This is a genomic window from Janthinobacterium aestuarii (assembly GCF_051380835.1).
Taxonomy (GTDB): domain Bacteria; phylum Pseudomonadota; class Gammaproteobacteria; order Burkholderiales; family Burkholderiaceae_D; genus Janthinobacterium; species Janthinobacterium aestuarii.
In genome coordinates this window covers 1231222-1254558 of sequence record NZ_JBNYXU010000001.1, presented here as the reverse complement: position 1 = coordinate 1254558, position 23337 = coordinate 1231222, and the positions used below count along the sequence as shown (strand labels likewise).

Here is a 23337-nt window from a genome sequence, read left to right as displayed (position 1 = left end):
TTGAATCAGGGTTGCAGTGCGCGGTCGACGATGCGGCGGATCGCGCCATTGTTTTGCATGCGCACGATGGCGGCATTGAATTGTTCGATAAAGTCATCGCGATAAGGGTAGGCGGCAGGCCTACGCTCAGTAAAACCCAGGTGGCCCTGCTGGCTGGCCAGCTGCGCCGTTTCCTCGATTGCCTGCATCGGCGTGCCCGGCGGCCCCTCGCGCCGGATGCGCTGCAATTCCCACTGCGCCGACAGGCGGTCGCTGACGTAACAATCGATACGCCCGCGCATCAGCTTGAGCAGATTCGTGCGCGTGCCCTTGGCCGTATCGAACACGATATTGGCCGCTTGCACGGCTGCCGTCTGCTTTGCATCGCCCAGCAAAAAACCGGCATTCACGCCGATGTGCAGGCCGCCATAATCGGCGGGCCACTGCCGCAGCGTGCGTTTGGCCAGCACGTCCTGGTTGCACAGCACCACCAATTGCTCCATCAGCAGCGGCACGGAATAGCGCACGTACGGCCGCTCGCTGCGCCACGAATACGGCGGATACAGGGCAAACGCCTCGCCCGTCTGCAGCATCAGCACGCCCCGTTTCCAGGGTATGGGACGCAGCTGCACCGCATACTGCGGCATCGATTGCACGGCTTCGCGCACGATCTCCGTGTAGATGCCTTTCAACTGGCCGTTGTCGACGTAGGAGTACGGCGGATAATCGTCGTCGCCATAGATCACCAGCGGCGTCGGCCCCTCGGCCCGCGCGCTGGCCGCGATGAACAGGCATAGCGCGGCAGGCAGGATGAGCATTCTGAACATGCCCGAAGATTAGCATGGAAGGGGCAACCACCATCACCCGTTTGCGCTGTTCGTGCCCAGCATTTCGTCGAGCTGCGCCAGGGTGCTTGAATCCTTCACGACGGCGCGCAGCCACAGGTGCAGCGGCAGCTCGCCCCAGCTGGCAGCCTTGTCGGCCAGGTAGGCGACGGGGCTGTGCGGTTCCGTGCGGCGGAAAAAATCGGCCACCTGGCGCAACTGGGCCAGCGCCTGCTGGCGCTGCACGATGGCGCCCCCGCCCCCGCTGGTGCCCTGGCCGGCGGCGGGCGACGCGCCGGCAAAGTCCGCGCGAGGCGACAGCGGCGCGATGAAGTGAATGGCGTTTTCCAGCGCTTCGCGCGCGGCGCGAAAACTCGGGCCATCAACACCGAAACGCGCATCGACGCTGCGTTCGAACGCCAGCAGCGACTGCATGCAGTATTGTGCATCGGCCAGCAAGCCGTCGGAAAATGCGCGCGAGTTCCTTTGCCGCGCCGCCTCCATCTGCGCCAGGCTCGCCCCTTCTTCATGGCGCGTATCGCCCCAGCCCTGATCCGCTGCGCCCTGCGCCAGGCTCGCGGCCGCGCGCTGGCGCGCCGTATCGAAATCCTGTAGCGAATACAGACCGTTGGCGCCGTCGGTCAGCGGGATCTCGCGCAACAGTTGCGGCGTGCGCGACAGCAGCCAGAAGACATTGCCGATGCGCTGTTCCTGGTCGCCCTCCTCCGCCGGCGGATACAGGCCGTCCCAGTAACGCTCGCACAGGCCGGCCAGCAGCGCGTAGCCATCGCCCAGGCCACGGAAGTGGCGCGTTTTCGCGTGCGCCTCGGCCAGCCACACGGCCACGCGCAAATCCTTGCTGTGCGTGGCGATCAGCTGTTCGCAGCGCGTCGCCACGAAAGGCCAGTCGGCCTCCTTCAGCGCCGTCACCCACTCGCCCTGGTCCAGGCTGGGGTCGTCGTGCTGGCGCGCGCGCGCGATGGCGTCGAGCTCCTGGCTGAAAGTGATGTCGTCGCCGCAGGGACTGACGGCGCTGACGGGATGCAGCAACTGCTCCAGATTGAACATGGCGCTCTCCGGAAGGTGGATTATCGGATCGTGTACTTGAACTGCCCCTGCTTGTTCGCGCTGACGCGTATCGACGCGACCGGCACGCCTTCGGCCATGCGCGCCAGTACCGCTTCGGCGATCGCCGGCAGCAGGCTGCCGTTGAGGATCTGGTCGACATTGCGCGCGCCCGAATCGACCTCGGTGCAGCGCGCCAGCACGGCATCGACCAGGCCTGCGTCATGGCTGAACTGCGCCTGGTGATTGCGCGCGATGCGCTGCCCGATGCGCGCCAGCTTCAGGTGGATGATCTCGGCCAGCACCGCGTCGCTGAGGGGATAGAACGGCAGCACCTTCAGGCGTCCCAGCAAGGCTGGCTTGAAATGCGCCACCAGTTGCGGGCGCACCAGTTCTTCCAGCGCGGCCGGCGTGGGCAAGTCTTGCGCGACCCGGTTCAGGCAGGCGGCCATCATGGCGCCCGAACCCAAGTTCGAGGTGGCGATGATGATGGTGTTGCGAAAATCGACTTCGCGCCCTTCCGCATCATCGAGCACGCCCTTGTCGAACACCTGAAAGAACAGCTCCAGCACGTCGGGGTGCGCTTTTTCCGCTTCATCGAGCAGCACCACGCTGTAGGGCTGGCGCCGCACGGCGTCCGTCAGCACGCCGCCTTCCCCATAGCCGACATAGCCGGGCGGCGAGCCTTTCAGGCCGGCCACGCTGTGCGCTTCCTGGTATTCGCTCATGTTGATCGTAATGAGCTTGCGCTCGCCGCCGTACAGCAGGTCGGCCAGCGCCAGCGCCGTTTCCGTCTTGCCCGTGCCGGACGGCCCCGTGAACAGGAACACGGCTTGCGGCTTGTTCGGGTCGTCCAGGCTGGCGCGCGCCGTGCGCACGCGCTGTGCCACTGCTGCGATGACGTGGTCCTGTCCCAGCACCCGTTCGCGCAGCGCCCCATCCAGGGTCAGCACCGTGCGGATCTCGTCCTTGAACATTTTCCCCAGCGGGATGCCGGTCCAGCCGGCGACGATGCCGGCCACCACCTGCGCATCGACTTCCAGCGGCGACAGCGGCGCCTCTCCCTGCAGGGCCGCCAATTCTTCTTTCAGCGCCAGCAGGCGCGGCGCGCCGACCTCTCCCGGCCGCTCGCCGCGCAGCTGCGTGCGCAAGTCGCCGATCTGCGCCACCAGCGCCTTTTCGCGCTCCCAGCGCTGCGCCAGCGCCGCGATCTGCGTCTGTCCTTCTTCATGCTCGTGCCGCAGCTGCGTCAGGCGCGCGGCGCCGGTTTTATCGGGCACTTCGCCATCGGCCGCTTCGCGGCTCAAGGCAGCGATTTCCGCGCCGATGCGTTCCTGGCGCCGGTGCGCGTTCTCCAGTTGCGCCGGCGTGGCGCGCTGGCCCAGCGCCACCTTGGCGCATGCCGTATCGAGCACGCTGATGGCCTTGTCGGGCAGCTGGCGCCCGCTGATGTAGCGGTGCGACAGGCGCACCGCCTCGACGATGGCGGCGTCGCGCACCCGGATGCCGAAATGGCGCTCCATCAGCGGCGCCATGGCGCGCAGCATGGCGCAGGCGATGTCCTCGCTCGGTTCTTCCACCTTCACCACCTGGAAGCGCCGCGCCAGCGCCGCATCCTTTTCAAAATACTTTTTGTATTCGCTCCAGGTGGTGGCGGCGATGGTGCGCAGGGCGCCGCGCGCCAGCGCCGGTTTCAGCAAATTGGCCGCGTCGTTCTGCCCCGCCTGGCCGCCGGCGCCGATCATCGTGTGCGCCTCGTCGATGAAGAGGATGATCGGGTGCGGGCTTTTCGTCACCTCGTCGATGACGTTTTTCAAGCGGCTTTCAAACTCGCCCTTCACGCTGGCGCCGGCCTGCAGCAAACCCATGTCGAGCGCGTGGATGTGCGCGCCCTGCAGCACCTCGGGCACGTCGCCGGCGGCGATGCGCAAGGCCAGGCCTTCCACCACGGCCGTCTTGCCCACGCCCGCCTCGCCCGTGAGAATCGGATTGTTCTGGCGCCGGCGCAGCAGGATATCGACGGCCTGGCGTATTTCCGTCTCGCGGCCGATCACGGGATCGAGCTTGCCGTCGCGCGCCAGCTGCGTCAGGTCGGTGGTGAACTGGTCCAGCGCCGGGGTTTTGCTGGCCAGGGCCGCAACAGGATCATCAGGTGTATCGGAACGTTGCGGCACTGCCGCACGTTCCTCCTCGGAGCCGGCCGTCAGCTTGTCCGGATGGTGTTTCAGCTGCTCCACGCTGAAGCGGGCGAACAGCTTCGAGCCGCGGTATGCGAGCTGCGACAGTTCCGGCTCCGTCAGCAGCGCCAATAACAGGTGGCGGCTGCGGATGGGGCCTGGCTGCGCCGCATCGAGCGAAGCGATCAGCCAGGCGTGTTCGAACAGCAGCGGCAGATGGGGAGAAAACACGGGCGTGCGCGCGCTGCCGGTACGGAAACCGCCGATCTCGCGGCGCAGGTCCGCCTCCAGCGCCGTCAGGCTGATTTCGCTGCGCCGCGCGATGGTGACGAAATCGCTGCGCTCCTGTTCCAGCAGCGCCAGGAACAGGTGCTCGATATCGACTTCATACTGACCCAGTCCCACGCAGATGGCGGCGGCGCGGGTGGCGGCCGTGCGCGCCGTGTCATTGAGTTTGGCGATCAGGATTTTCAAATTAGTGCTCATGCGGCGGCTCCCTTGCGGTTGATCGAATAGCGCAGCGACGATGGCTGCAGCACGGCGTCGAAATTGACCATCTCGCCGCCAGCCTTCACAGCCAGGGTGCCGCTGATGACGAAGCCGACCCGGTTGATGGCGCCCGCTTCGCGCTCCAGGCGGGCACGCACATTGCGCAGGCGCGGTTCGTGCCGTTCGATGGCGCCCTTCAGCGCGGCGCAGATGCGGGCGCGGTCATCGCTGCTGGACAAGCACATGCCGGCGAAATCGATCAGACCATAGTTGACGATGGAGGCCGCGCATTCCGGATAGGCGTCGAGCGCGCCGGGCGGCAGCGCCACGCGCGTGTTGAGCAGTTCTTCCAGGTCGCGCGCCACCGCATCCTTCAATTGTTCCAGCGACAGGCGCACCGCCACGCCGCCCGCCGCCGCACCGCCATCGCCCATCAGGCGGTCGAACAGGCCAGGTACATAACTGTCCATGCGCTCTCCTGAAAAATCGGCGCGGCGCGCGGGCGTTGGTGGCCGCTGCGCGCCGCGCACCATGGATCAAGCCACGCGGTTCGCGGCCAGGTCCCAGCCGCCCGAGGTATTGCCGCCGGCGCCGCCCGTCACTTTTTGCTGCGTGTATTTCCACTTCACTTTCGAGAACTTGAAACCGACGTGTTCGCCGAGGATGTCGCCCTCTTCCACGTTCGGCGTCACGGCGCCGATCAGCACATTCTCGATTTCGATTTCAAAGTACTTGACGCGCTCGCCCTGGCCGTCGGCGCGCATGAATTCGAAGCGCGCCTTGGGGATGGTCTTGCCGGCCGAGCAGGTCTGCAGCAGCACCGGCGAGGCCAGGTCGGCCAGCTTGGAGATGACGATGTCCTTGTGCTCGCAGCGTTCAGCCGTGTGGCCGCCGCCCGTCGAGGCGGTGGCGGACTTCGGCTGCTCGACGCTCCAGCTGACCGATTTGCACTCGATCCAGTCCTTGTGCTTGTCATCGGTGGACTCGCCCTTGATGCCGTCTATCTGCAGATATACATCGATTGCCATGGTGTGCTCCTGTGGTTGAAAGATGGGGGGAATCAGGAATTGGTCGACTTCGGCAACTCCGCGACCAGTCGGAGCGAAACGGATAATTCATCGAGCTGGAAGTGCGGCCGCAGGAAGGACACGGCGCGGTACACACCGGCCCGGCCCGGCACTTCATGCACCTGCACGGAAGCCTCGCGCAGCGGGAACTGCGCCTTCTGTTCCTGGCTGGCGTTATCGTCGAGCAGCACGTACTGCATCAGCCAGCGGTTCAAAAAATCTTCCACGTTGGAGGCGGCCGCAAAGCTGCCGATCTTGTCACGCATCATGGCCTTCATGTAGTGGGCGATGCGCGACACGGCGAAGATGTACTGCAGCTGCGACGACAGCACCGCGTTCGCGTTGGCCGCGTCGCTGTTGTACTTGCGGCTTTTCTGCGCCGACTGGGCGCCGAAAAACGCCGCATACGCCGTGTTCTTGCAGTGCACCAGCGAGATGAAGCCCAGGTCCGACAATTCCTTTTCGCGGCGGTCGGTGATCGCCACTTCGGCCGGGCATTTCAGGGCCACGTCGCCCTCGTCCGTCTTGAAGGTGTGGGTGGGCAGGTCGTCCACCAGGCCACCGCCCTCCACGCCGCGGATGGCGGCGCACCAGCCGTAGTCGGCAAAGGCGCTTGTCAGCTTGCTGCCGAACGCATACGCGGCGTTACACCACAGGTATTTGTGATGGTCGCTGCCGTCGACTTCCTCGACAAAATTAAAACCTTCGACCGTGGTGCCATCGATGGGATTGAACGGCAGCCGGCCCAGGAAGCGGGGCAAGGTCAGGCCGACGTAGCGCGCATCCTCGGATTCGCGGAAGGCTTTCCATTTCGCGTATTCGATGGTGTCGAACACCTTGGCCAGGTCGCGCGGCTTGCCCAGGTCGCCGTAGCTTTCCAGGCCAAACAGTTCCGGCGCGGCCGAGGCGATGAACGGCGCGTGGGCGGCGGCGGCGATGTGCGACATCTGCTCGACGAAATAGATATCTTCCGGCTGGCGCGAAATGGCGAAGTCGCCCAGCAGCGCGGCGAATGGCGCACCGCCGAAGGTGCCGAATTCCTCTTCATACACCTTCTTGAACATGCTGCTCTGGTCGAACTCCAGCGCGGCCTGGAAATCCTTCACCAGTTCGCGCTTGGTGGCGTTGAACATGCGGATCTGCAAACGCGTGCCCGTATCGGAATTGCCGACCAGGTAGCGCAGTCCCGTCCAGCTTTGCTCGAGCTGCTGGAACGGCGCCGCGTGCATGATTTCGCTGAGCTGGGCCGAGATCAGGCGGTCGATCTCCGCTACGCGCCCGTCCAGCGTCGCCGACAGGCTGCTGGACATCAGCACCGTGCCGTCGAGCACCTGTGCCACCAGCTCGGAGATCAGGTCGCGCGCGCGCGCATGTTCGGCGCCGGACTTGGCGACGCGGCTTTGCTCGACGATCTGGTCGAGCAAGTCGGTGGCGGCCGGCGCATTGGCGGCCGGTACTGCCAGGGATTCTGCCTGGGCGCTCATCTCAATCCTCCTGCGCTGGGAACTGCGGTTTCAGGGTGGCCAGGCTGTCCGTGTTGTTCAGCACTTCCGTCAGCAAGTCTTCCAGCTTGTCGTTGCCGGCCAGCTTGTTGCGCAGGTCGGCCAGCTTGGTGCGCGCCTCGAGCAGCTTGCGCAAGGGATCGACCTGGCGCACCACCGATTCCGGGCGGAAGTCATCCATCGAGCGGAAGTGCAGATCAACGGCGAACGTGCCGCCCGCCTCGCTGATGCGGTTCGGCACGGCGAAACGGGCCACCGGCTCCACGCCGGCCAGCACTTCGTCGAAGTTGTCGCTGTCGATGGCGACGAACTTGCGGTCCTTCAGACGTTTTTTCTCGCTGTCCGGATTGCCGCCAAAATCACCGAGCACGCCGACCACGAAGGGCAGCTCCTTGTTTTCAATCGCGTCGCCAATCTCGACGTCATAGGTCATTTGCACGCGCGGCGCGCGGATCTTCTGCAGGCGTTTTTGCACGCTGTCGGACTTGGACATGTCGCTTCCTTTGCAAGGGGATGGTGGGGATGCTCGCTTATTTCAGGCCGCTGAACGGGTCCGCCGTGCTGCCTGGGGCCGTCGCGCCCTTCGCTGCCGGCGTGCCGGAGCCGGATGCGGAAGCGCGCTTGCCGGCCGCCGGCGGGCGCTTGGCCGGCGGCACCAGCACGTCTTCGCCGATGCTTGCGCGCAGCAATTTTGCCAGGTCCTGCGCTTCCGAACGCAGCGAGCCATTCAGATTGTTTTGCCGCGACAGGTCGGCCAGCGCCTTGCCGGACAAACGCAAGCCGCTGACGGCGACGATGCTGTTGGCCACCTTGTCGTCCGGGTCGCGCTCCAGCGCTTCGAGCGCATGGCCGATGGCGTCGCCGTACTGGCCGCGGTCGAACTTCATCTGCGCCATTTGCAGCCATGGCGCCTTATCGGCCGGGTAGCTGGTGCCGCCGCGTTGTAGCAGGGTCATGGCGCGTTCGTACTGGCCGGCGCGCGCAGCCGCATCGGCATCGCTCATCACTTGCGCCAGGGTCGGCGCGGCAGGTTTTTGGGACGCCGGCTGGTCCGGCGTGGCGCAGGCGACCAGCAGCAAGGCGCTGGCGAGGCAGGCAATACGGGGCAAGATGCTGACTGGCTTCATCGGGCACTCCTTCACGTGGGGGACGCTACCGCTGGGAAAGATGGGCGGCGCCTTGGTGGAGACTATTATTGATCGGCAATTTTTTGCCAAATTGAGATTAATCAGCAAAGAAGAAGTTCCACATCACAGACGCGTACAGCGCCATGAATCCTGATCTGGCGCAGTAATTGTCATGATCGCAGGCCGATCTTGCGCCAACGCAAGCAGGCCGCCAGTGCATGCGCTTAAATGACTGCACCACTTTTATTTCCACCCTTCATTTTTTACAAAGGTCGCCCATGCCATTTGACGCCATGCTCCGCCGTCTGGCCCGCGCCACCGCGCTACTGTTGCTGGCGTCGTCGCAGGCCGGCTGCGCAGGCGGCGCCATCGGCACCCTGGCCAACGCGGCGCTGCAAATGGCGGGCGTCGCCAAGCCGCCGCCGGAACTGCCGGACGCACAAAAGCCGCCGCGCAATGTCAGCATCCGCCTGCATGCGGCGCAGCGTCTAAACACGGATGCCGATGGCCGGCCGCTGGCCCTGGTGGCGCGCATCTACAAGCTGCGCCAGAGCGCCGCCTTCGAACAGGCACCGTACGACAGCTTCCTCGACACGCAGCGCGAAAAGGCCGCGCTGGGCGCCGACCTGATGGAAGTCAAGGAAGTGCTGCTGGTACCGGGCCAGCGCTACGAAGTTCAGGAAAAAGTCAGCAAGGAAGCGTATTTCATCGGCGTCGTGGCCCTGTTCCGCGCGCCGGCAGCGCAGCGCTGGCGCGCCACCTTTGCCGCCGCCGATGCGGAACGCGGCGGCATCACCGTCGGCCTGCACGCCTGCGCGCTCAGCATCAGCGGGGTGGCCGCGCTGTCGGCCCCGCGCTGCCAGTAACACGAACAGACACGCCACACATACGAGGAGAATCGAGATGGGCATGGCAGCGAAAGTCTTGTGGGGAGAAGGCCTGTTCCTGCGGCCGCAGCATTTCCAGCGCCAGGATCAATATCACGAAGCGCGCCTGCATCACACGGCCAGCGCGCTGCATCCCTACCTGTGGGGCGTGGCGCACATGGAGTGGGACCTGGCGGCGCTGAAGACGGGCACCCTGCGCCTGCAAGCGCTGTCGGCGATCTTCCGCGACGGCGAAGTATTCGAAGCGCTAGGCGACGGCGCGCCCGGCAGCGACACCCTGCCCCTGCCCGTGGACCTGGAAGCGCTGCCGCCGGCGGTGCAGGAAGTGACGTATTATGCGGCGCTGCCCATCCTCAACCGCGAAGGCATGAATTACACGCTGCAGGCATCAACGGCAGGCACGCCGGCCAGCACGCGCTTCGCGCACGCCATGCGCGCCACGCCCGACCTGTTTACGGAGTCCGCCGTAGCCGACGTGGCCTACCTGAAGAAAACCGTGCGCCTGATTCCCGACAGCGAAGCGCGCGGCTCCTACGACTGCCTGCCGCTGATCGCCCTGCGGCGCACGGTGTCGGGCGGCTTCGAACCCGTGCCCTCGTTCATGGCGCCCAGCCTGGCGATCGCCGGCGCGCCGCGCCTGCAGGGCGTGCTGGAACACCTGCTCGACGCCTTGCAGGCGAAAGTGAGCGCGCTGCACGGCCACCACCGCGAACCGAGCCGCAACGTGATCGAGTTCCGCTCGGGCGACGTGTCCTCGTTCTGGCTGCTGCACACGGTCAGCACGGCCGCCGCCGCCCTGATGCACTATGTGCGCCATCCGGCCCTGCATCCGGAGCGCCTGTACGAGGCGCTGCTGGGCCTGGCGGGTGGCCTGCTCAGCTACTCCAAGCATTACACCCTGGCCAGCCTGCCCGCCTACGACCATGCGCAGCCGGGCGCCTGCTTCGACGCCATCGACGCGATCATCCGCGAACTGCTCGACACCGTCATCTCGTCGAAGTATTTTTCCATCACCCTGCTCGAAGACAAGCCGTCGTACTACCTGGGCAAGCTCGATTCGGGCAAGATCGACCAGCACACCACCTTGTACCTGGCGATTCGCGCCGCCATGCCCGCCATCGAACTGGTCGACGTGGTGCCGCTGCGCGTAAAAGTGGGCGCGCCCGACGACGTGGAAAAATGCGTGCTCACGGCCATGCCCGGCCTGAAGCTGTCGCATGCGCCGCAAGTGCCGGCCGCCATTCCCGTGCGCCCCGATACCTATTATTTTGCGATTGAAAACCGTGGCGCGCTGTATGAGCAGATGCTCAAGGCGCAGTCGATTTCCGTCTACGTGCCGGCCGGCATACGCGACCTGCAGCTCGAACTGATCGCGGTGACGGCATGAGCCAGCTCATCGAACGGCGCGCGGCGCCCTCCCTGCTGGGACAACGCGGTTCCGCCCCGGCAGGCAGCAGCCGGCATGCCGGCAGCGCCCTGCTGGACCTGATGCACGAAGGCTTTTATATGCTGTTCATGCTGAAGCACGGTTCGGCGCCCGGCGACGAGCAAAGCTTCATGGACCGCATCACGGCCTTCCTCGACGACTTCGAACGCGAGGCGAAAAAAATCCGCGCCGATGGCGACGATATCGAGGCGGCCAAGTATGCGTTCTGCGCGGCCGTCGATGAAATCATCCTGGCCTCGCCTTTCGCCCTGCGCAAACAGTGGGAGCGGCGCCCGCTGCAGCTGCTGATCTTCGGCGACCAGCTGGCCGGCGAACACTTCTTCGACCGCCTCGACGCCTTGCGCGGAAAGGGCGCCATGCGCGTGCAGGCGCTGCAGGTCTTCCACATGTGTTTATTGCTGGGATTCCAGGGCAAGTATGCGATCGACGGCGGCGAAAAACTCAGCTACCTGACGGCGCGCCTGGGCGACGAGATCGCCCACATCAAGGGCAAGAGCCGTGGCTTCGCGCCGCGCGCGGATCGCCCCGACCAGGTGGTCAACAAGCGTGGCAGCGACGTGCCGCTGTGGACGCTGTCGAGCTTTTTCGCCCTGCTGGCCATCTGCGCCTACCTGGGCCTGAAAACACATCTGACGCGCGGCACGCAAACGACCTTGGGCGCGTATGCGGACCTGGTCAAGCTGGCGCCACGGCCGGCACACCTGACCATCACCCTGCCCTGAACACCTCACAAAACCTACTGCGCGTCGGTATAGGCGGCCTGCGATGCTCACCGTGCTCTAGCACGGTTGCGCTTCTCGACCGCCTCTCCCTTCCGCTCGCTACGGTTTTGTGAGGTGTCAACCCAATCTACTGTGCAATCCTGAACTCGATGCGCCGGTTTCTCGCCCGGCCATCGGCCGTGGCGTTGCTGGCCACGGGGCGGTCCGGTCCCTGGCCCGACACCAGCACCGAATCGGCCGCGATGCCCTTGCCGGCCAGGTAGGCGCGCACGGCTTCGGCGCGCGCCTGGCTCAGAGCCACGTTACTGGCGCGCAGGCCCGTGTCGTCCGTGTGGCCGATCACCTCCACCTTGCGTCCGCGCAGCTTGAGCATGACGGCCGCCATCTCGTCGAGGATCGCCAGGCCTGCCGGCGTGATGGTGGCCTTGCCGCTGTCGAATTCGATGATGCGTTTATCGAGCGCCGCATCGAGCAAGCCCTGCTCGGCCTCGGCCGCCTTGACCCGCAAGCCATTGTTGACGATGTAGGTGGGATTGAGGCTGGTGGCGATGTCGCTGGCGATCTGCTGGCGCTGCGCCTCGTTCGCCACTTCGCCGCGCACGCTGACGTTGTTGCCGTCGACGGTGATCTGCCCCCGTGAAATGAGCTTCAGGTTCGGCGCGATCAGCTTGCACACGTAGGCGTTCCAGTTGGCCGGCACGGCCACGTTGCCGATGGCGATCTGGTCGACTACGCGCTCGGCGCCATACAGTTCGCGCAGACGGGCCAGCACGGCCGCCTTGCCCGCCTCGTCGGCCAGGGTACCCGTGACGAGTATTTGCCCCGGCATCGGCGTCTGGGGTGCTTGCGCTTGCGCCTGGACGCGGCAGGGAACGGCCACGGCAAGCAGCAGGAAAATGGCATAAGATTTCATCGCGGTCCTTCAAGCAAAGGTATCGGCAAACATGGCACAGGCCGAGCGCAGAGACAGCTGCTCCTGCTGCAGGCAGGCGGAAAACTGGCGCAGCGCCGCGTCGTGTCCCAGCTGCTCCTCGAGCCAGTCCAGCTGGTCGAACACGATCAGCCGTTCGCTGCCGGCCTGCGGGTCGATCAGCGCGCGCAAGCCATCCGGGTCGGCGCCGCAAAAGCCGATCACCAGCACGGGCGCCTCGTCGAGGTGAGAAAAGAACAGGGCAAGTTCGAAATCGGCCTGGCGCAGGAAAGGCGCGATCAGGTGCAGCCAGAAGCTGGCCACCAGTTCGCGCTGCTGCCCGTCTTGCGGCAGCGGCAGCACCAGGCTTTTCTCCAGGCGCGGCAAGCCGCTCTGGCGTACAGGCCGCAGCAGCAGGCCCAGCCCCAGCAGCAGTTCGCGCACCGTCACGGGGAAGGCGGGCGAAGCGAGCATCGCTTGCAGGCCATGCACCGTCTGCGCCTGCAGGAAGTCAGCCAGCCGCGCCGCATGGCTAGGCGCGGCCGGTTCGACTTCCACCACGTTGCCGGCCAGCGCCAGCAGGGCCGGCCCCGGCTCGGTGCTGGCCACGATGCCTTGCGACAGCTGCTCCACCCGCTGCCACAGGGGCGCCAGCGCCAGCGGGCTGCAAGCGACAAAGGCCTCGGCGTCATCGACTTCGAGGGCGCCCATGGCCATGAAGGGAAAGCGCCGCAGCGACTGGTCGTTGCTCGCTTCCAGGCGTCCGGCGATGGCGCGCCGGCTGCGCGTGCCGACGAAGGCAAAACGCAGCGGCGGCAGGGCGTCATAATTGAGCTTCCAGCGCGGTTCCACCGTCAGCGCGGTCATGACCTGCGCCAGCCAGTCGTCGAGCAGCTGCACCAGGGCGTGATTGTCGCAAGCCTTGATGAAATCGCCGCGCGCGGGAATCTTGCCAAAGTAGCCGAGGCGCACCTGCTGCGCCGCGCGCATCATGGCGCCACCCCGGTCGCCGCAACTGCGGCCATGACTGGCACGGGAACGCCCGGCATGCCGACGATCGTCTCGGGCAGCTGCATGCCGCGAAAGCCCTGATCCTGCACCGCCGTGGCGGATCCGGCGCCTGTCGTCTCGGCGCTGCTGGTGATTTTCAGGTCGACCGCCACGGCCACGTCGCCGCGCGTCCAGCGCAGTTCGAACACGCCGCCATCCTTGCGCTTCTTGGCCGCCGCATCGATCATGCGCTTCAAGCCGAATTGCCCCGGTTCGTTGAACAGTTCCACCGTGCGCCCGTCGAAGGTGACGGCCGTGATGCGCGCGCCTTGCTGGCCCGCCGCGCCTTGCGGCCCCGGATGGACCATGTTCGTCCACTGCGCCGGGGTATTGCGGTAGCGCAGCTGCTGGCCGTCGATCTCCACCGTGTATTCCAGGGTGCCGGGCGCGGGCGACGGCTGGATCTGGAACACGGTTTGCGCCGCCGTCGAGGTGGCCGCCACGCCGCCCGCACCCAGCGGCGCGATCCAGCCGGGGAAGCGCGCCACCACCTGCGGCGCCAGGCTGATGCCCATGTCGGCCCAGGTGCGCGGCGCCAGCACGTCGCCGCGCCGCACCACCAAGGGGCCCATGGATGTGGTGACGAATTTCGCCACCAGGCCTTCCGGACCGAAGAACTGGCCGATCTCCAGGTTGCTCGCCTCGATGCGCGCCGTGGGCGCAAACGGATATTTGTTGGCCAGCGATTTCTGGAACGGTTCGTACACCTGCGCCGCCCACGTCTTGTTGATATCGAGTTCGGCCGGCGTGACGATGACGGCAAAGGTCTGCATCAGCGGGCGCACGAGGATGGGGCGTATCGCCTGCTTCTGCGCGTCGCTCATCCCCGTGAGCACCTGCTCGTCGACCAGCTTCAGGGCATCGGCCAGCTCGGAGCCGCTGCCCTCCAGCGTCTGCTGCATGAACTGGCGCGCGCCCGGCCCCGCGTCGCCCTGGTTCTTCAGCTGGTTCAGGCGGCTGCGCAGTTTCGACAGCGCTTCCAGGTAGGCGCGCAGCAGCGAGGCATTGTTGTCCCTGGCCGCCACCAGCTTGCCCACGCCGGCAAATTCGCGCCCCACGGGACCCATCGGTTTATCCAGGCGGGCCGGGTCGATCTGCGCATTGACGCCGGGATTGGCCGTCAGCTGCGACGGCGCGCGGCGCAGCACGGTTTCCTTGAACCAGGCGATGATGCCCCGCTCGGCCTTGCGCAGTTGCGCATTTTGCAGGGCCGGATTGTCCCACGAGGTTTCCTCGTAAATGGTCGTCAGCAGCCTGGCGATCGGCGACGACTGCGGATCGCCCAGGCGGTTCATCGCCTGCACGGCGTCGTCAAAACCTTTCAGGTCGGCAACGGTCACACCCTGCACGAATTTTTGCCACTCGCGCGCGTAATCGGCCTTGTACATGGCCACGAGGTTTTTCTCGATCTGCTCCGGACTGCCTTCCAGGGTCAGGTCGTCGGTGGAGGCACTTTTCAGCACCCAGTCGGCGCTTTGCAGTTCGCGGTTGGCGGCGTCGCGAAACGCACCCTCGACGAACTTTTCCCAGGCCTGGCGCGTAAAGGCGCCGGAGACGGCATAGCTACCCGCCAGCAGGGCCTGATCCTGCTCGCCGACGATGCGCGCCACCGTCATGCCGGGAAAGCGCGTCGAGGCGCGCGCCTTGACGTCGGCATACACGCGCTCGCGCGCCGGCATGCCGCGCACCACGCGGCGCAGGTTTTCGCGCGCCTGGTCGACCAGCGCCAGCTTCTGCTCGATGCGCGGCCAGGACGGGTCGCCGATCTGCGCCAGGTAAAACGTCAGCAGCCGTTCGGCGCTGCGTATCATCTGCTCGCGCGGCATGGCGCCCCGGTTGCCCTCCAGCCAGCCGCGCCAGAAGCGCGTCATCTGGTCGTTCAGGTGGCTGCTTTCCGCATGCGTCTTATCGGCCAGCATCAGATAGGTTTTCAGCGCGTTGTAGGCATCTTCCACATTCGTCGCGCTGGCCGCCTGGTACTGGACATTGCGCGGCGCGGCGGACGGCGTTGCGGGTGCGGCGGCCGGCGTCTGCGGCGTGCGCGCCGTGGGCTGCAGCTGGTCGGCGCTGGCGTTCATCTCGAACAGCAAGGCTTCCAGCGCGCCCGCCACGGGGGCCAGCATGACCTGGCGCGCGCCGGCGAAATATTCCTCGCGCAGCTTGCGTTCGAGCAGTTCGCCCTGGTACAGGCCCAGGCGCAAGGACCACGGCCGTTGCGTGCGGTACGCGTCCAGCTGCTCGATGCGGTCTTGCAAGATCTCGAGCGCTTCCAGGCGCGACTGCAAGTCCAGGCGCCGCTCCTGCAGCTTGACCACTTTATTTAAATCGGCCTCGACATTGGCCACCAGTTGCCGGTTGCCCAGGTAGGACCAGCTCCAGCCGCCCAGGCAGGCGCCCAGCGACACCGTGGCGGCGAAGAACACGGCATATTTGAAGCGCAGCTTGGCCCGGTTGGCATAGTTGGCCACCAGGTGCTTGTCGGCAAAAATCACCTTGCGGAACAGCTCCAGCAGGAAATAGCCATGCTGGCGCGCGCCCGAGGGCGCGGCGGCCGGGGCCGGCGCGAAGGCCAGGTCGAAGCGGCGCGCCACCTGCTGCGAGGAAGCGCTGACGGGCTCGCCCTCCTGCAGCGCGCTGGTGAAATAAAAGCCGCGGAACACGGGCTGGAACTGGAACGGGTTTTCCTCGAACAGGGTGGCGATGAAGGCGCGCAAGGCCGGCTTGATGGCGGCAAATTCCAGCGGGAAGGTGAATACGCCGGGCGCCATCGTCTTGCGTTGCCGGTGCGCCATATTGGCCAGGCTCAGCTCCGTCAAGCCATCGTGCAATTCATCGAAGCTCTGGTCGAAAAAGGCCAGCAAGTCGGCCGTGGGCAACTTGCGCTGGTAGGGCATGGTGGCTCCCCAGACGCGCTCGCGTTCGCTGCGCTCGGCATCGGCGAAAAACTCCGTAAAGCCGGCGATCAGGTCCGCCTTGGTAAACACGATGTACAGGGGCGCAAACACTTCCAGGCGTTCGATGACGTCTTGCACGCGCTTGCGCAGGCTGCGCGCCAGTTGCATGCCGACATCAGGATCGCCGCCCAGCTCGGCGATGCTGACGGCGATGAGGATGCCGTTGATGGGCGCCTTGCGCCGGTATTTTTTCAGCAAGTCGAGAAAGCCGAACCACTCGCCGCGGTGCTCGTCGACGACGGAGTAGCGCCCCGCCGTGTCGAGCACGATGCCGTCCGTCGTGAAAAACCAGTCGCAGTTGCGCGTGCCGCCCACGCCTTGCACGATCTTGCCGTCGGCGAAGGGGAATTGCAGGCCCGAATGCAGGATGGCGCTGCTCTTGCCGGCCGCCGGATTGCCGATGATCATGTACCACGGCAATTCGTACAGGGCGGCGGCGCCCGACTTGAGGCCCAGCTTGGACGTCTTGATGGTGTCGATGGCGGCCAGCATGCCCGTGCGCACGGCGTCGAGTTCGCCTTGCTGGGTGTTGCTGGCCGTTGAGGACGAGGCCGCCTGCGCGGCGGCGATCTCGGCCTCGTTGAGGATGGCCTGGCCCAGTGCCTGGGCATCGCGCCGCGCACGGCGCCGGCGCCACAGCCACAAGCCCAGCCAGGTGGCAAAGGCCAGCAGCAGCAAGACCAGGGCCCAGATCAACGCCACTTCCAGCACCTCGGCGCCCAGGTACAGGAACACGGCCAGCGCCACGAAGCCGAGCATGGTCAGTTGGCGGCTGTCGGTGAGGAAATGCCAGAGTCGTCGCAGCATGATAAGCCCAGGGTGAGGTCGCAAAGCAAGGCGGATTCGGCCATGCTGACAGCAATGGGGCGCGCCTTTGTTGACATACGACAAGTACCGGGCACCAGCGCGCGGCAGGCAGCGGCAGGCCATTGACGCTGCGCAAGCAAACTTACAGCTGTGAAATTCGGGCCGATACGCGGCGCTAGAATGGCTGGCGCGGCTTACTTGCCAAGCACGCGCGGTTGCGGCAATTCCGTGTGGCCAAAATCCATTTTGGTCCAGCGTCCGCCCCAGCGCAGGCCCACCGATTCGGCCGTCACGCCATATAAACGGTAGCCGCGCATGGCCCAGGCATTTTTTTCAGAAATGATGAGCTTTCCTTCATGCATGAATGCGCAATCGGCCGCCAGGCCATACTGGTGATAGCTTTGAAACGCCTTCGCGTTCGTCACGTTCGGGCCGGCCGCCGCCAATTGATCCTGGCGCGCGGGGCTGCGATAGCCTTCCAGCAACACCATGTCATAGCCATGCACATCCTTCATGATCTTGAAGACCAGCAGCAGACGCTGCGCGAAATCGTGGTCGAGCAATTGCCAGTTGCGGCTGGCGCCGCCCAGCAGCGGGCGCAGCTGCGTCACTTCCGCCGTGGAAAACAGCAGCGGCGGCAAGGTCGGTGGCGGCACCAGCTGCTCGCCCTTGAGCAAGTCGCTGACCTGGTCGTTGATGACATGTTGCTGGTCGGCATAGCCGCGCAGGGCGATGCGGTCGCTGGACAGCCAGGCCAGCAGCGGCGGCACGATGACCAGCACGCTGCCTGCCAGGCTCAGCCAACGATGCCGCCACAGCAGTTGCCAGACGCGCGCCATGCCCGAGCCCGTGTGTTGCTGCACGCGCTGCCACTGCGCGCCGCCGCCCCGCTGCAACCCCTGTGCACGCCGCTGCATGCGCCAGCCCAGGTTGACGAGCGTGTGCAGCACGATGGCGCGCCCGCCGGGAAACAGCAGCAGCCAGCAGGCAAAACAGGCGAGCAAGAAATACATCAGGACCAGGGCGACGAACATGGGGCGCTCCGTGACGGGAATCGGCGGGGCCGGGCAATCCATTGCTCGGCGGTATCGCTAGATCGTAGGCGTCCGCGGCCCGCATGAGCGCGGTTTACATCAAGGTCAGTCGAATTTGATCCACTGCGGAGGTGATATTTTGTCTTTACTGAAAACCGGGGATGGCCAGGCGCGCGGACCTGACCTGCTGAGCAAGACCGGCGCGGCTGGCGCGCGCATCGAAGACAAGGGCATCCTGTCGCAGCTCGAACACGGTGTCGCCGCGCCTGTGGCCAAGCCTGCCCGGCGCTGGCGCCCCGGCTGGCGGCACGGAGCCGCTGGCGCGCTGTGCCTGCCGGCGCTGATCACGGTCGTGCTCGCCTACGACACGGACGCCCCGCCACTGCCGCCGGCGCCCGCCACGGCCATGGCGGCACCCGCAATACCGGCGCCAACGGTGCTGCAACAGGCGGCCTCCCCGCCGCAGGCGGCCACCATCGTCAATACGGCGGGACCGCCCTTGCCCGAGGCGGCAGCCTCGAGTGCGCCGCGCAAGACGCCGCCGCCCGCGCGCCAGGCGGCCACGCGTCCTCAGGAGCCGAGACCGGCTGCCGCGCCAGGCGACAGCGACGTCGCCTTGCTGACGGCGATGGTGGCCCATGCGCACCGGCAAGCAGGCACGGCGGTACCCGCGCGCGACGTGGTGCTGCGCAAACAGGAAGAAGAAACGGCGGAACTGTTGCAGCGCTGTCAGCAGCTGGGCCTGATCGAAGGCATGCTGTGCCGTTCGCGCATCTGCTCGGGCCGATGGGACAGCGATCCCGCCTGCCATTGAGTGCCCGGCAAACCTCAGGCGCGCTCGGATACTTCGATCAGGTTGCGGTCCGGGTCGCGCAGATACACGGAGCGGATGGGCCAGTTGGCGCCCGTGCGGGCCACCGGACCTTCCTCGATGGCAATCCCCAGCGCCGCCAAATGGGCGATGAACACGTCGAGCGGGATGGCGGCGATGAAGCACAGGTCCAGCGAACCGGGCGTGGGCAAATCCGCCTTGGGCAGGAATTCCTTGCCGGCCTCATGCAGATTGATTTTTTGCGCGCCAAACTTGAAGGCATGGCGGCCGGCGCCAAACGTTTCCAGCTGCATGCCCAGCACACGCGTATAAAAATCGATGCAGGCCGCCTTGTCGCGGGTGGTCAATACCAGGTGGTCGAGGTGGTCTATCATGGGTGTCTCGGGTGAGTGGCCACGTCCATGCGGCCTTGCAAAAAGCCTTCCATCAGCGCCAGCAATGCCTGTGGCTGCTCCTGGTGCGGCGTATGGCCGCACTGCTCGACCATGGCGGGCATGGCGTTGAGCGCCTGCGCCACGATGGTGTCGACCTGGGCCGCGCTGCCGTACTGGTCTTCGCTGCCCTGCACCACCAGCGCCGGGCATTCGACGGAGGGCAGCAGGTATTCGATGTTCCAGAACTGGAAGCCATAGCTGAGCCAGGTATCCGACCAGGCCTTGAAGATGGTCTCCGTCTTGTCGCCATGGTATTTCGCCAGCGCGCGCAGCTTGCCCGCGCCAAACGCCGCGTCCGCCTCGCGTATGCCGTCGAGCGTGATGCCTTCGACAAACACGTGCGCCGCCTCGGTGATGATGCCGCGCAAGCGCGGCGGCTGCTGCGCCGCATAGATCAGGGCGATGCTGCCGCCATCGGAGTGGCCGACGAGAAAATGGTCCTGTCCCGGCAGCAGTGCCGCCAGCACTTGCGGCAGCTCGCACAGCGCGTAGTCGTGCAAATAATGGAGCTGGCGGCGCGCCACCAGCGGCGACGACTGCCCATAGCCGTGGCGGTCGTACAGCAAGCCGCGGCATCCCGTCGCCTGGCATAGCTGCGCGGGAAAATCTTTCCACATCGCACAGCAACCGAGCCCCTCATGCAGGAATACCAGGCAGGGCTTGGCGGGGTCGCCTTCGATCAGTTCGTAATAGATATCGGTTTCGGCACTCAGGTTCAGTATCGGCATGGGCTAGGCTCGCAACGGGTTCCGTATCGGCAGGTCGGCTGGGCCTATTGTGCCATTGTCCTGCGCGGCATGCGTGGCGCCCCCATAAAAATAGCCTGCTGGAAAAGTTCTTGCCGCTTGCCTGCAAGGTGTTTGCGCCAGCACAAGCGAGCGCCCCTTTTCCAGCGGCCCAGCGCGCTTTCTACGCCTGTGTATGCCTAGAATGAATTACTCCAACAGCATGGAGCAGGCGGCTACCTTATCAGCCCGGACGTGACACTGGCCGTCACGGCAACCCAGATAGGGCGTCTTGCCGCACAACGACAGGCGCGGTGTCCAAACTATCGATCAGGAGTACATCATGGAAATGAAAGTAGAAAATCACACGGGCAGCAACCTGGCCCCGGAAACCACCGACCTGCCGCTGGAGCAGGACGGCCAGGCCTCGCAAGACGCGGCCGCACAGGACCTGAACCTGAGCGCCGCCGCCTTCACCACCTACTACACGTGGACGGCCAACGGCGTGCATCCTTCGGTCAACTTCGCCAACGCCAACGTGAAGGCCAATTCGCGCGTATTGCTCAACATCAGCGAATATGGCGCCACTCCCCAGAACCGCTTCATCGGCTCAGCCCGTATGGCCGTGTACAACATCGCGCCATATAACGGCGGCTTCCGTGCCTGGGTGGATATCTCGTGGGGCAGCCCGCTCAAGGTGCGTTTCGACGTGTTTGTGGATCCCTGATCAGGGAACAGCGCGCACGTCGTTGATGCGCTGAGGCGATAACTAGCGTGAACGGGAAACCGTGTGCGCATGACAAAAAAGGCCACGTGTTGCCACGTGGCCTTTTGCTGCTGCTTGTTCTGGCTCCCCGACCTGGACTCGAACCAGGGACCTGCGGATTAACAGTCCGTCGCTCTACCAACTGAGCTATCAGGGAAAGGAGGCCGAATTATATACGTCAAAATTTCTCATGTCCAGTTGTTGCTGCATGGCCAGCAAAACTGGCCAGGGAGCAAGCCTCGCCGGCTGGCTGCGCCCGTCTGCGCAGCGCCACGCAAGATAGTAGAATAGCCAGGCCTTGCCGACACGCAAGGCGCACAACGGCATGCCGGCAGCGGAGCGTCGACCACGCCCCCGCGCGGACATGCGCTTGCAAGGCGCACCTTGCCCCTGGCTTACTGCTCTCACCCGACATGACAGAATCAAGCGCAACACTGGTGGACCATCCCGGCAGGGGCGACAGCTCGGCGGACATTGCCGCACATATGGCGGCCGCCATCGTGGCGCGACAATTGCCACCCGGCACGCGGCTGCGCGAAGAGGCGCTGTGCCGGCTGTACGGCGTCAGCCGCACCAAGATCCGCGCCGCCCTGCTCATCCTCTCCAAAGACAAACTCATACGCATGGTGCCCGACAAGGGCGCCTTCGTCAGCCAGCCGACCGAAGCGGAGGCGCGCGACATCTTTGCCGCGCGGCGCATCATCGAGGCGGCACTGGCGCGCGAATTCGTTGCGCGGGCCAAGCCTGCCGACTACAGGATGCTCGAGCGCCACCTGAAAGCGGAACGCCAGGCGCTGGCCCAGGCGACGCCGCTGCGCTCGCAACTGCTGGGCGACTTCCACGTCTTGCTGGCCGATATCGCCGGCAACGCCGTCCTGCGCGACATCGTGCGCGAACTGGTGGGCCGCAGTTCGCTCATCACCATGCTGTACCAGTCGGGCCATGATGCCGCCTGCTCGTGCGACGAGCACCGCCGCTTTCTCGAGGCGGCGCGCAGCGGCGACGCGGATCTGGCGGCGCGCCTGATGGTCGAGCACCTGGCGCACGTGGAAGCGGCCCTGCGCTTCGACGGCAGCGCCGGCGAGGCCAAAAAAGACCTGGTGGCGGCACTGCTGATGTAGGCCGCACTATCAAAAAAGGCCGCCGGTGCGGATGCATGGGCGGCCTTGTTACATGTCACATGCGACGAAAAAACCGCTACTCACCCAGGTAGATAAACTTGAACAGGAAGATGGCGGCGATGATGTAAGCCACCACGGACACCTGCTTGCCCTTGCCTGTCAGCAGTTTCAATACGGCATAGGTGATGAAGCCGAAGGCGACGCCACTGGCCACGGAATACGTAAATGGCATCATCAGCGCCGTGATGGCGGCCGGAATGCTTTCCGTGCTGTCATCCCAATCGATGAAGGTCAGTTCGCGCAACATCAAACAAGCCACGTACAGCAGCGCGGGCGCCGTCGCGTACGGCGGTACCGTGTGCGCCAGCGGGGCAAAGAACAGGCTACCCAGGAACAGCAGCGCAACGGCCACGGCCGTCAAGCCCGTGCGTCCGCCCGCTTGCACGCCGGCTGCGCTTTCCACGAAAGCCGTCGTGCTGGACGTGCCCAGGCAGGCGCCGGCCGCGATCGCCGTGCTGTCGGCCAGCAAGGCCTTGTTCATGCGTTCCATCTTGCCGTCTTTCAGCAGACCGGCACGGTTGGCCACGCCCATCAGGGTGCCCGTTGCATCGAACAGTTCGACCAGGAAAAACACCAGCACCACGTTGACGATGCCGATCGACAGCGCGCCCATGATGTCGAGCTTGAACAGGGTCGGCTCGATGGCCGGTGGCGCCGAGACGATGCCGTTGAACTGGTTGCCGCCAAAGAAGAAGCTGGCAATCGTGATGGCGAGGATGCCGATCAGGATGGCGCCCGGCACTTTCAGGCGGTCCAGCGCGACGATGATGAAAAAGCCAAGGATGGCCAGGATGGGCGCCGCCTGGTGCAAGTCGCCCAGGGCGATGATGGTGGCCGGATTCGACACCACCACGCCCGCGCTTTTCAGGGAAATGATCGCCAGGAACAAGCCGATACCCACGGTGATCGCCGTGCGCAGCGCGGGCGGGATGCTGTTGATGATCATCTCGCGCACCTTGAACAGGCTCACCAGGATGAACAGGCAGCCGGAAATGAAGACGGCACCCAGCGCCACTTCCCAGCTCATGCCCATGCCCTTGACCACCGTGTACGAGAAATACGCATTCAAACCCATACCCGGCGCCAGCGCGATCGGGTAGTTCGCGTACAAGCCCATGATCAGGGTGCCGATGGCGGCCGCCAGGCAGGTGGCGACAAAAACGGCGTCTTTCGGCATGCCCGCGTCGCCGAGGATGGACGGGTTGACGAAGATGATGTAGGCCATCGTCAGGAACGTGGTCAGGCCGGCCAGCAGCTCCGTGCGCACATTGGTCCCGTTGTCCTTCAGTTTGAAATAGCGTTCCAGGAACTGCATGATTAACCCCCTGTTTTGGTAAAACCGCGCGCCTGGTCTTGGC

21 protein-coding genes and 1 tRNA gene are annotated in these 23337 nt (G+C 65.4%); 6 read left to right on the top strand and 16 right to left on the bottom strand.

Features of this window, described 5'->3' with window-relative positions; translation table 11 throughout:
• Positions 1–5: 5 nt before the first annotated feature.
• The 8 genes from ACQ4WO_RS05615 to ACQ4WO_RS05580 form a co-directional block, all read right to left on the bottom strand.
• A complete protein-coding gene (locus ACQ4WO_RS05615; RefSeq protein ID WP_436480544.1) occupies positions 6–797 on the bottom strand; it encodes a substrate-binding periplasmic protein in 792 nt (263 codons plus the stop codon).
• 42 nt (positions 798–839) lie between these two features.
• The gene (tssA, locus tag ACQ4WO_RS05610) at positions 840–1871 is read right to left on the bottom strand and encodes a type VI secretion system protein TssA (RefSeq protein ID WP_436480543.1); all 1032 of its coding nucleotides are present in this window, start codon (positions 1869–1871) and stop codon (positions 840–842) included.
• A gap of 20 nt (positions 1872–1891) precedes the next feature.
• The gene (gene tssH / locus ACQ4WO_RS05605; RefSeq protein WP_436480542.1) at positions 1892–4531 is read right to left on the bottom strand and encodes a type VI secretion system ATPase TssH; all 2640 of its coding nucleotides are present in this window, start codon (positions 4529–4531) and stop codon (positions 1892–1894) included.
• Positions 4528–5004, bottom strand: coding sequence for a type VI secretion system baseplate subunit TssE (gene tssE / locus ACQ4WO_RS05600; RefSeq protein WP_436480541.1), 477 nt, complete (start codon positions 5002–5004; stop codon positions 4528–4530). Before tssE ends, tssH begins: the two co-directional genes overlap by 4 nt.
• Before the next feature lie 66 nt (positions 5005–5070).
• The gene (locus tag ACQ4WO_RS05595) at positions 5071–5562 is read right to left on the bottom strand and encodes an Hcp family type VI secretion system effector (protein WP_034750126.1); all 492 of its coding nucleotides are present in this window, start codon (positions 5560–5562) and stop codon (positions 5071–5073) included.
• Between the two features lie 32 nt (positions 5563–5594).
• A complete protein-coding gene (gene tssC, locus ACQ4WO_RS05590) occupies positions 5595–7085 on the bottom strand; it encodes a type VI secretion system contractile sheath large subunit (protein ID WP_436480540.1) in 1491 nt (496 codons plus the stop codon).
• A 1-nt stretch (position 7086) separates the two neighbouring features.
• Entirely contained in the window at positions 7087–7596 is a 510-nt protein-coding gene (gene tssB, locus ACQ4WO_RS05585) for a type VI secretion system contractile sheath small subunit (protein WP_436480539.1), read from the bottom strand.
• A gap of 37 nt (positions 7597–7633) precedes the next feature.
• On the bottom strand, positions 7634–8230 hold the full coding sequence (locus ACQ4WO_RS05580; RefSeq protein ID WP_436480538.1) for a hypothetical protein: 597 nt from the start codon (positions 8228–8230) through the stop codon (positions 7634–7636).
• Between the two features lie 278 nt (positions 8231–8508).
• Here ACQ4WO_RS05580 and tssJ point away from each other — a divergent pair, with 278 nt between their 5' ends.
• The 3 genes from tssJ to icmH are packed head-to-tail and all read left to right on the top strand — an operon-like array spanning position 8509 to position 11286.
• Positions 8509–9096, top strand: coding sequence for a type VI secretion system lipoprotein TssJ (gene tssJ / locus ACQ4WO_RS05575; protein ID WP_436480537.1), 588 nt, complete (start codon positions 8509–8511; stop codon positions 9094–9096).
• Positions 9097–9133: 37 nt separating this feature from the next.
• Positions 9134–10504 carry a type VI secretion system baseplate subunit TssK gene (gene tssK, locus ACQ4WO_RS05570; protein WP_436480536.1) on the top strand — a complete coding sequence of 457 codons (1371 nt, stop codon included), beginning with the start codon at positions 9134–9136 and terminating at the stop codon, positions 10502–10504.
• Entirely contained in the window at positions 10501–11286 is a 786-nt protein-coding gene (gene icmH / locus ACQ4WO_RS05565) for a type IVB secretion system protein IcmH/DotU (RefSeq protein ID WP_436480535.1), read from the top strand. The genes tssK and icmH overlap by 4 nt, the downstream gene beginning before the upstream one ends.
• A gap of 127 nt (positions 11287–11413) precedes the next feature.
• Here the strand turns inward: icmH and ACQ4WO_RS05560 are convergent, their stop codons facing one another.
• From ACQ4WO_RS05560 to ACQ4WO_RS05545, 4 genes are all read right to left on the bottom strand, one after another.
• Positions 11414–12199 carry an OmpA family protein gene (locus ACQ4WO_RS05560; protein ID WP_436480534.1) on the bottom strand — a complete coding sequence of 262 codons (786 nt, stop codon included), beginning with the start codon at positions 12197–12199 and terminating at the stop codon, positions 11414–11416.
• 9 nt (positions 12200–12208) lie between these two features.
• Entirely contained in the window at positions 12209–13189 is a 981-nt protein-coding gene (gene tagF, locus ACQ4WO_RS05555; RefSeq protein WP_436480533.1) for a type VI secretion system-associated protein TagF, read from the bottom strand.
• Entirely contained in the window at positions 13186–17007 is a 3822-nt protein-coding gene (gene tssM / locus ACQ4WO_RS05550; protein WP_436480532.1) for a type VI secretion system membrane subunit TssM, read from the bottom strand. Before tssM ends, tagF begins: the two co-directional genes overlap by 4 nt.
• A gap of 194 nt (positions 17008–17201) precedes the next feature.
• Positions 17202–18041: a M15 family metallopeptidase gene (locus tag ACQ4WO_RS05545; protein WP_436480531.1), complete on the bottom strand. Its 840-nt coding sequence runs from the start codon at positions 18039–18041 to the stop codon at positions 17202–17204.
• Between the two features lie 139 nt (positions 18042–18180).
• On the opposite strand from ACQ4WO_RS05545, the gene ACQ4WO_RS05540 reads away from it, so the two are divergent.
• Positions 18181–18855, top strand: a complete 675-nt coding sequence (locus tag ACQ4WO_RS05540; RefSeq protein WP_436480530.1) for a hypothetical protein — start codon at positions 18181–18183, stop codon at positions 18853–18855.
• Positions 18856–18869: 14 nt separating this feature from the next.
• Here the strand turns inward: ACQ4WO_RS05540 and ACQ4WO_RS05535 are convergent, their stop codons facing one another.
• A complete protein-coding gene (locus ACQ4WO_RS05535; protein WP_436480529.1) occupies positions 18870–19247 on the bottom strand; it encodes a VOC family protein in 378 nt (125 codons plus the stop codon).
• Positions 19244–20035, bottom strand: a complete 792-nt coding sequence (locus ACQ4WO_RS05530; protein ID WP_436480528.1) for an alpha/beta fold hydrolase — start codon at positions 20033–20035, stop codon at positions 19244–19246. Before ACQ4WO_RS05530 ends, ACQ4WO_RS05535 begins: the two co-directional genes overlap by 4 nt.
• A gap of 340 nt (positions 20036–20375) precedes the next feature.
• On the opposite strand from ACQ4WO_RS05530, the gene ACQ4WO_RS05525 reads away from it, so the two are divergent.
• Positions 20376–20759, top strand: a complete 384-nt coding sequence (locus ACQ4WO_RS05525) for a hypothetical protein (RefSeq protein WP_223278793.1) — start codon at positions 20376–20378, stop codon at positions 20757–20759.
• Positions 20760–20879: 120 nt separating this feature from the next.
• Here the strand turns inward: ACQ4WO_RS05525 and ACQ4WO_RS05520 are convergent.
• Positions 20880–20955, bottom strand: a tRNA-Asn gene (locus ACQ4WO_RS05520).
• A gap of 256 nt (positions 20956–21211) precedes the next feature.
• Between ACQ4WO_RS05520 and ACQ4WO_RS05515 the strand changes: the two genes are divergently transcribed.
• On the top strand, positions 21212–21919 hold the full coding sequence (locus ACQ4WO_RS05515; RefSeq protein WP_436480527.1) for a GntR family transcriptional regulator: 708 nt from the start codon (positions 21212–21214) through the stop codon (positions 21917–21919).
• Between the two features lie 76 nt (positions 21920–21995).
• Here the strand turns inward: ACQ4WO_RS05515 and ACQ4WO_RS05510 are convergent, their stop codons facing one another.
• Positions 21996–23294: an NCS2 family permease gene (locus ACQ4WO_RS05510; RefSeq protein WP_436480526.1), complete on the bottom strand. Its 1299-nt coding sequence runs from the start codon at positions 23292–23294 to the stop codon at positions 21996–21998.
• Positions 23295–23337 lie beyond the last annotated feature (43 nt).

Coding starts and splice junctions, on each gene's coding strand:
- tssE (WP_436480541.1), bottom strand. CDS start 5,004: ATGGACAGTTATGTACCTGGCCTGTTCGACCGCCTGATGGGCGATGGC.
- ACQ4WO_RS05510 (WP_436480526.1), bottom strand. CDS start 23,294: ATGCAGTTCCTGGAACGCTATTTCAAACTGAAGGACAACGGGACCAAT.
- ACQ4WO_RS05595 (WP_034750126.1), bottom strand. CDS start 5,562: ATGGCAATCGATGTATATCTGCAGATAGACGGCATCAAGGGCGAGTCC.
- ACQ4WO_RS05545 (WP_436480531.1), bottom strand. CDS start 18,041: ATGTTCGTCGCCCTGGTCCTGATGTATTTCTTGCTCGCCTGTTTTGCC.
- tssB (WP_436480539.1), bottom strand. CDS start 7,596: ATGTCCAAGTCCGACAGCGTGCAAAAACGCCTGCAGAAGATCCGCGCG.
- ACQ4WO_RS05560 (WP_436480534.1), bottom strand. CDS start 12,199: ATGAAATCTTATGCCATTTTCCTGCTGCTTGCCGTGGCCGTTCCCTGC.
- tagF (WP_436480533.1), bottom strand. CDS start 13,189: ATGATGCGCGCGGCGCAGCAGGTGCGCCTCGGCTACTTTGGCAAGATT.
- ACQ4WO_RS05580 (WP_436480538.1), bottom strand. CDS start 8,230: ATGAAGCCAGTCAGCATCTTGCCCCGTATTGCCTGCCTCGCCAGCGCC.
- ACQ4WO_RS05525 (WP_223278793.1), top strand. CDS start 20,376: ATGGAAATGAAAGTAGAAAATCACACGGGCAGCAACCTGGCCCCGGAA.
- tssH (WP_436480542.1), bottom strand. CDS start 4,531: ATGAGCACTAATTTGAAAATCCTGATCGCCAAACTCAATGACACGGCG.
- tssA (WP_436480543.1), bottom strand. CDS start 1,871: ATGTTCAATCTGGAGCAGTTGCTGCATCCCGTCAGCGCCGTCAGTCCC.
- icmH (WP_436480535.1), top strand. CDS start 10,501: ATGAGCCAGCTCATCGAACGGCGCGCGGCGCCCTCCCTGCTGGGACAA.
- ACQ4WO_RS05615 (WP_436480544.1), bottom strand. CDS start 797: ATGCTCATCCTGCCTGCCGCGCTATGCCTGTTCATCGCGGCCAGCGCG.
- ACQ4WO_RS05530 (WP_436480528.1), bottom strand. CDS start 20,035: ATGCCGATACTGAACCTGAGTGCCGAAACCGATATCTATTACGAACTG.
- ACQ4WO_RS05535 (WP_436480529.1), bottom strand. CDS start 19,247: ATGATAGACCACCTCGACCACCTGGTATTGACCACCCGCGACAAGGCG.
- tssK (WP_436480536.1), top strand. CDS start 9,134: ATGGGCATGGCAGCGAAAGTCTTGTGGGGAGAAGGCCTGTTCCTGCGG.
- tssJ (WP_436480537.1), top strand. CDS start 8,509: ATGCCATTTGACGCCATGCTCCGCCGTCTGGCCCGCGCCACCGCGCTA.
- tssC (WP_436480540.1), bottom strand. CDS start 7,085: ATGAGCGCCCAGGCAGAATCCCTGGCAGTACCGGCCGCCAATGCGCCG.
- ACQ4WO_RS05515 (WP_436480527.1), top strand. CDS start 21,212: ATGACAGAATCAAGCGCAACACTGGTGGACCATCCCGGCAGGGGCGAC.
- tssM (WP_436480532.1), bottom strand. CDS start 17,007: ATGCTGCGACGACTCTGGCATTTCCTCACCGACAGCCGCCAACTGACC.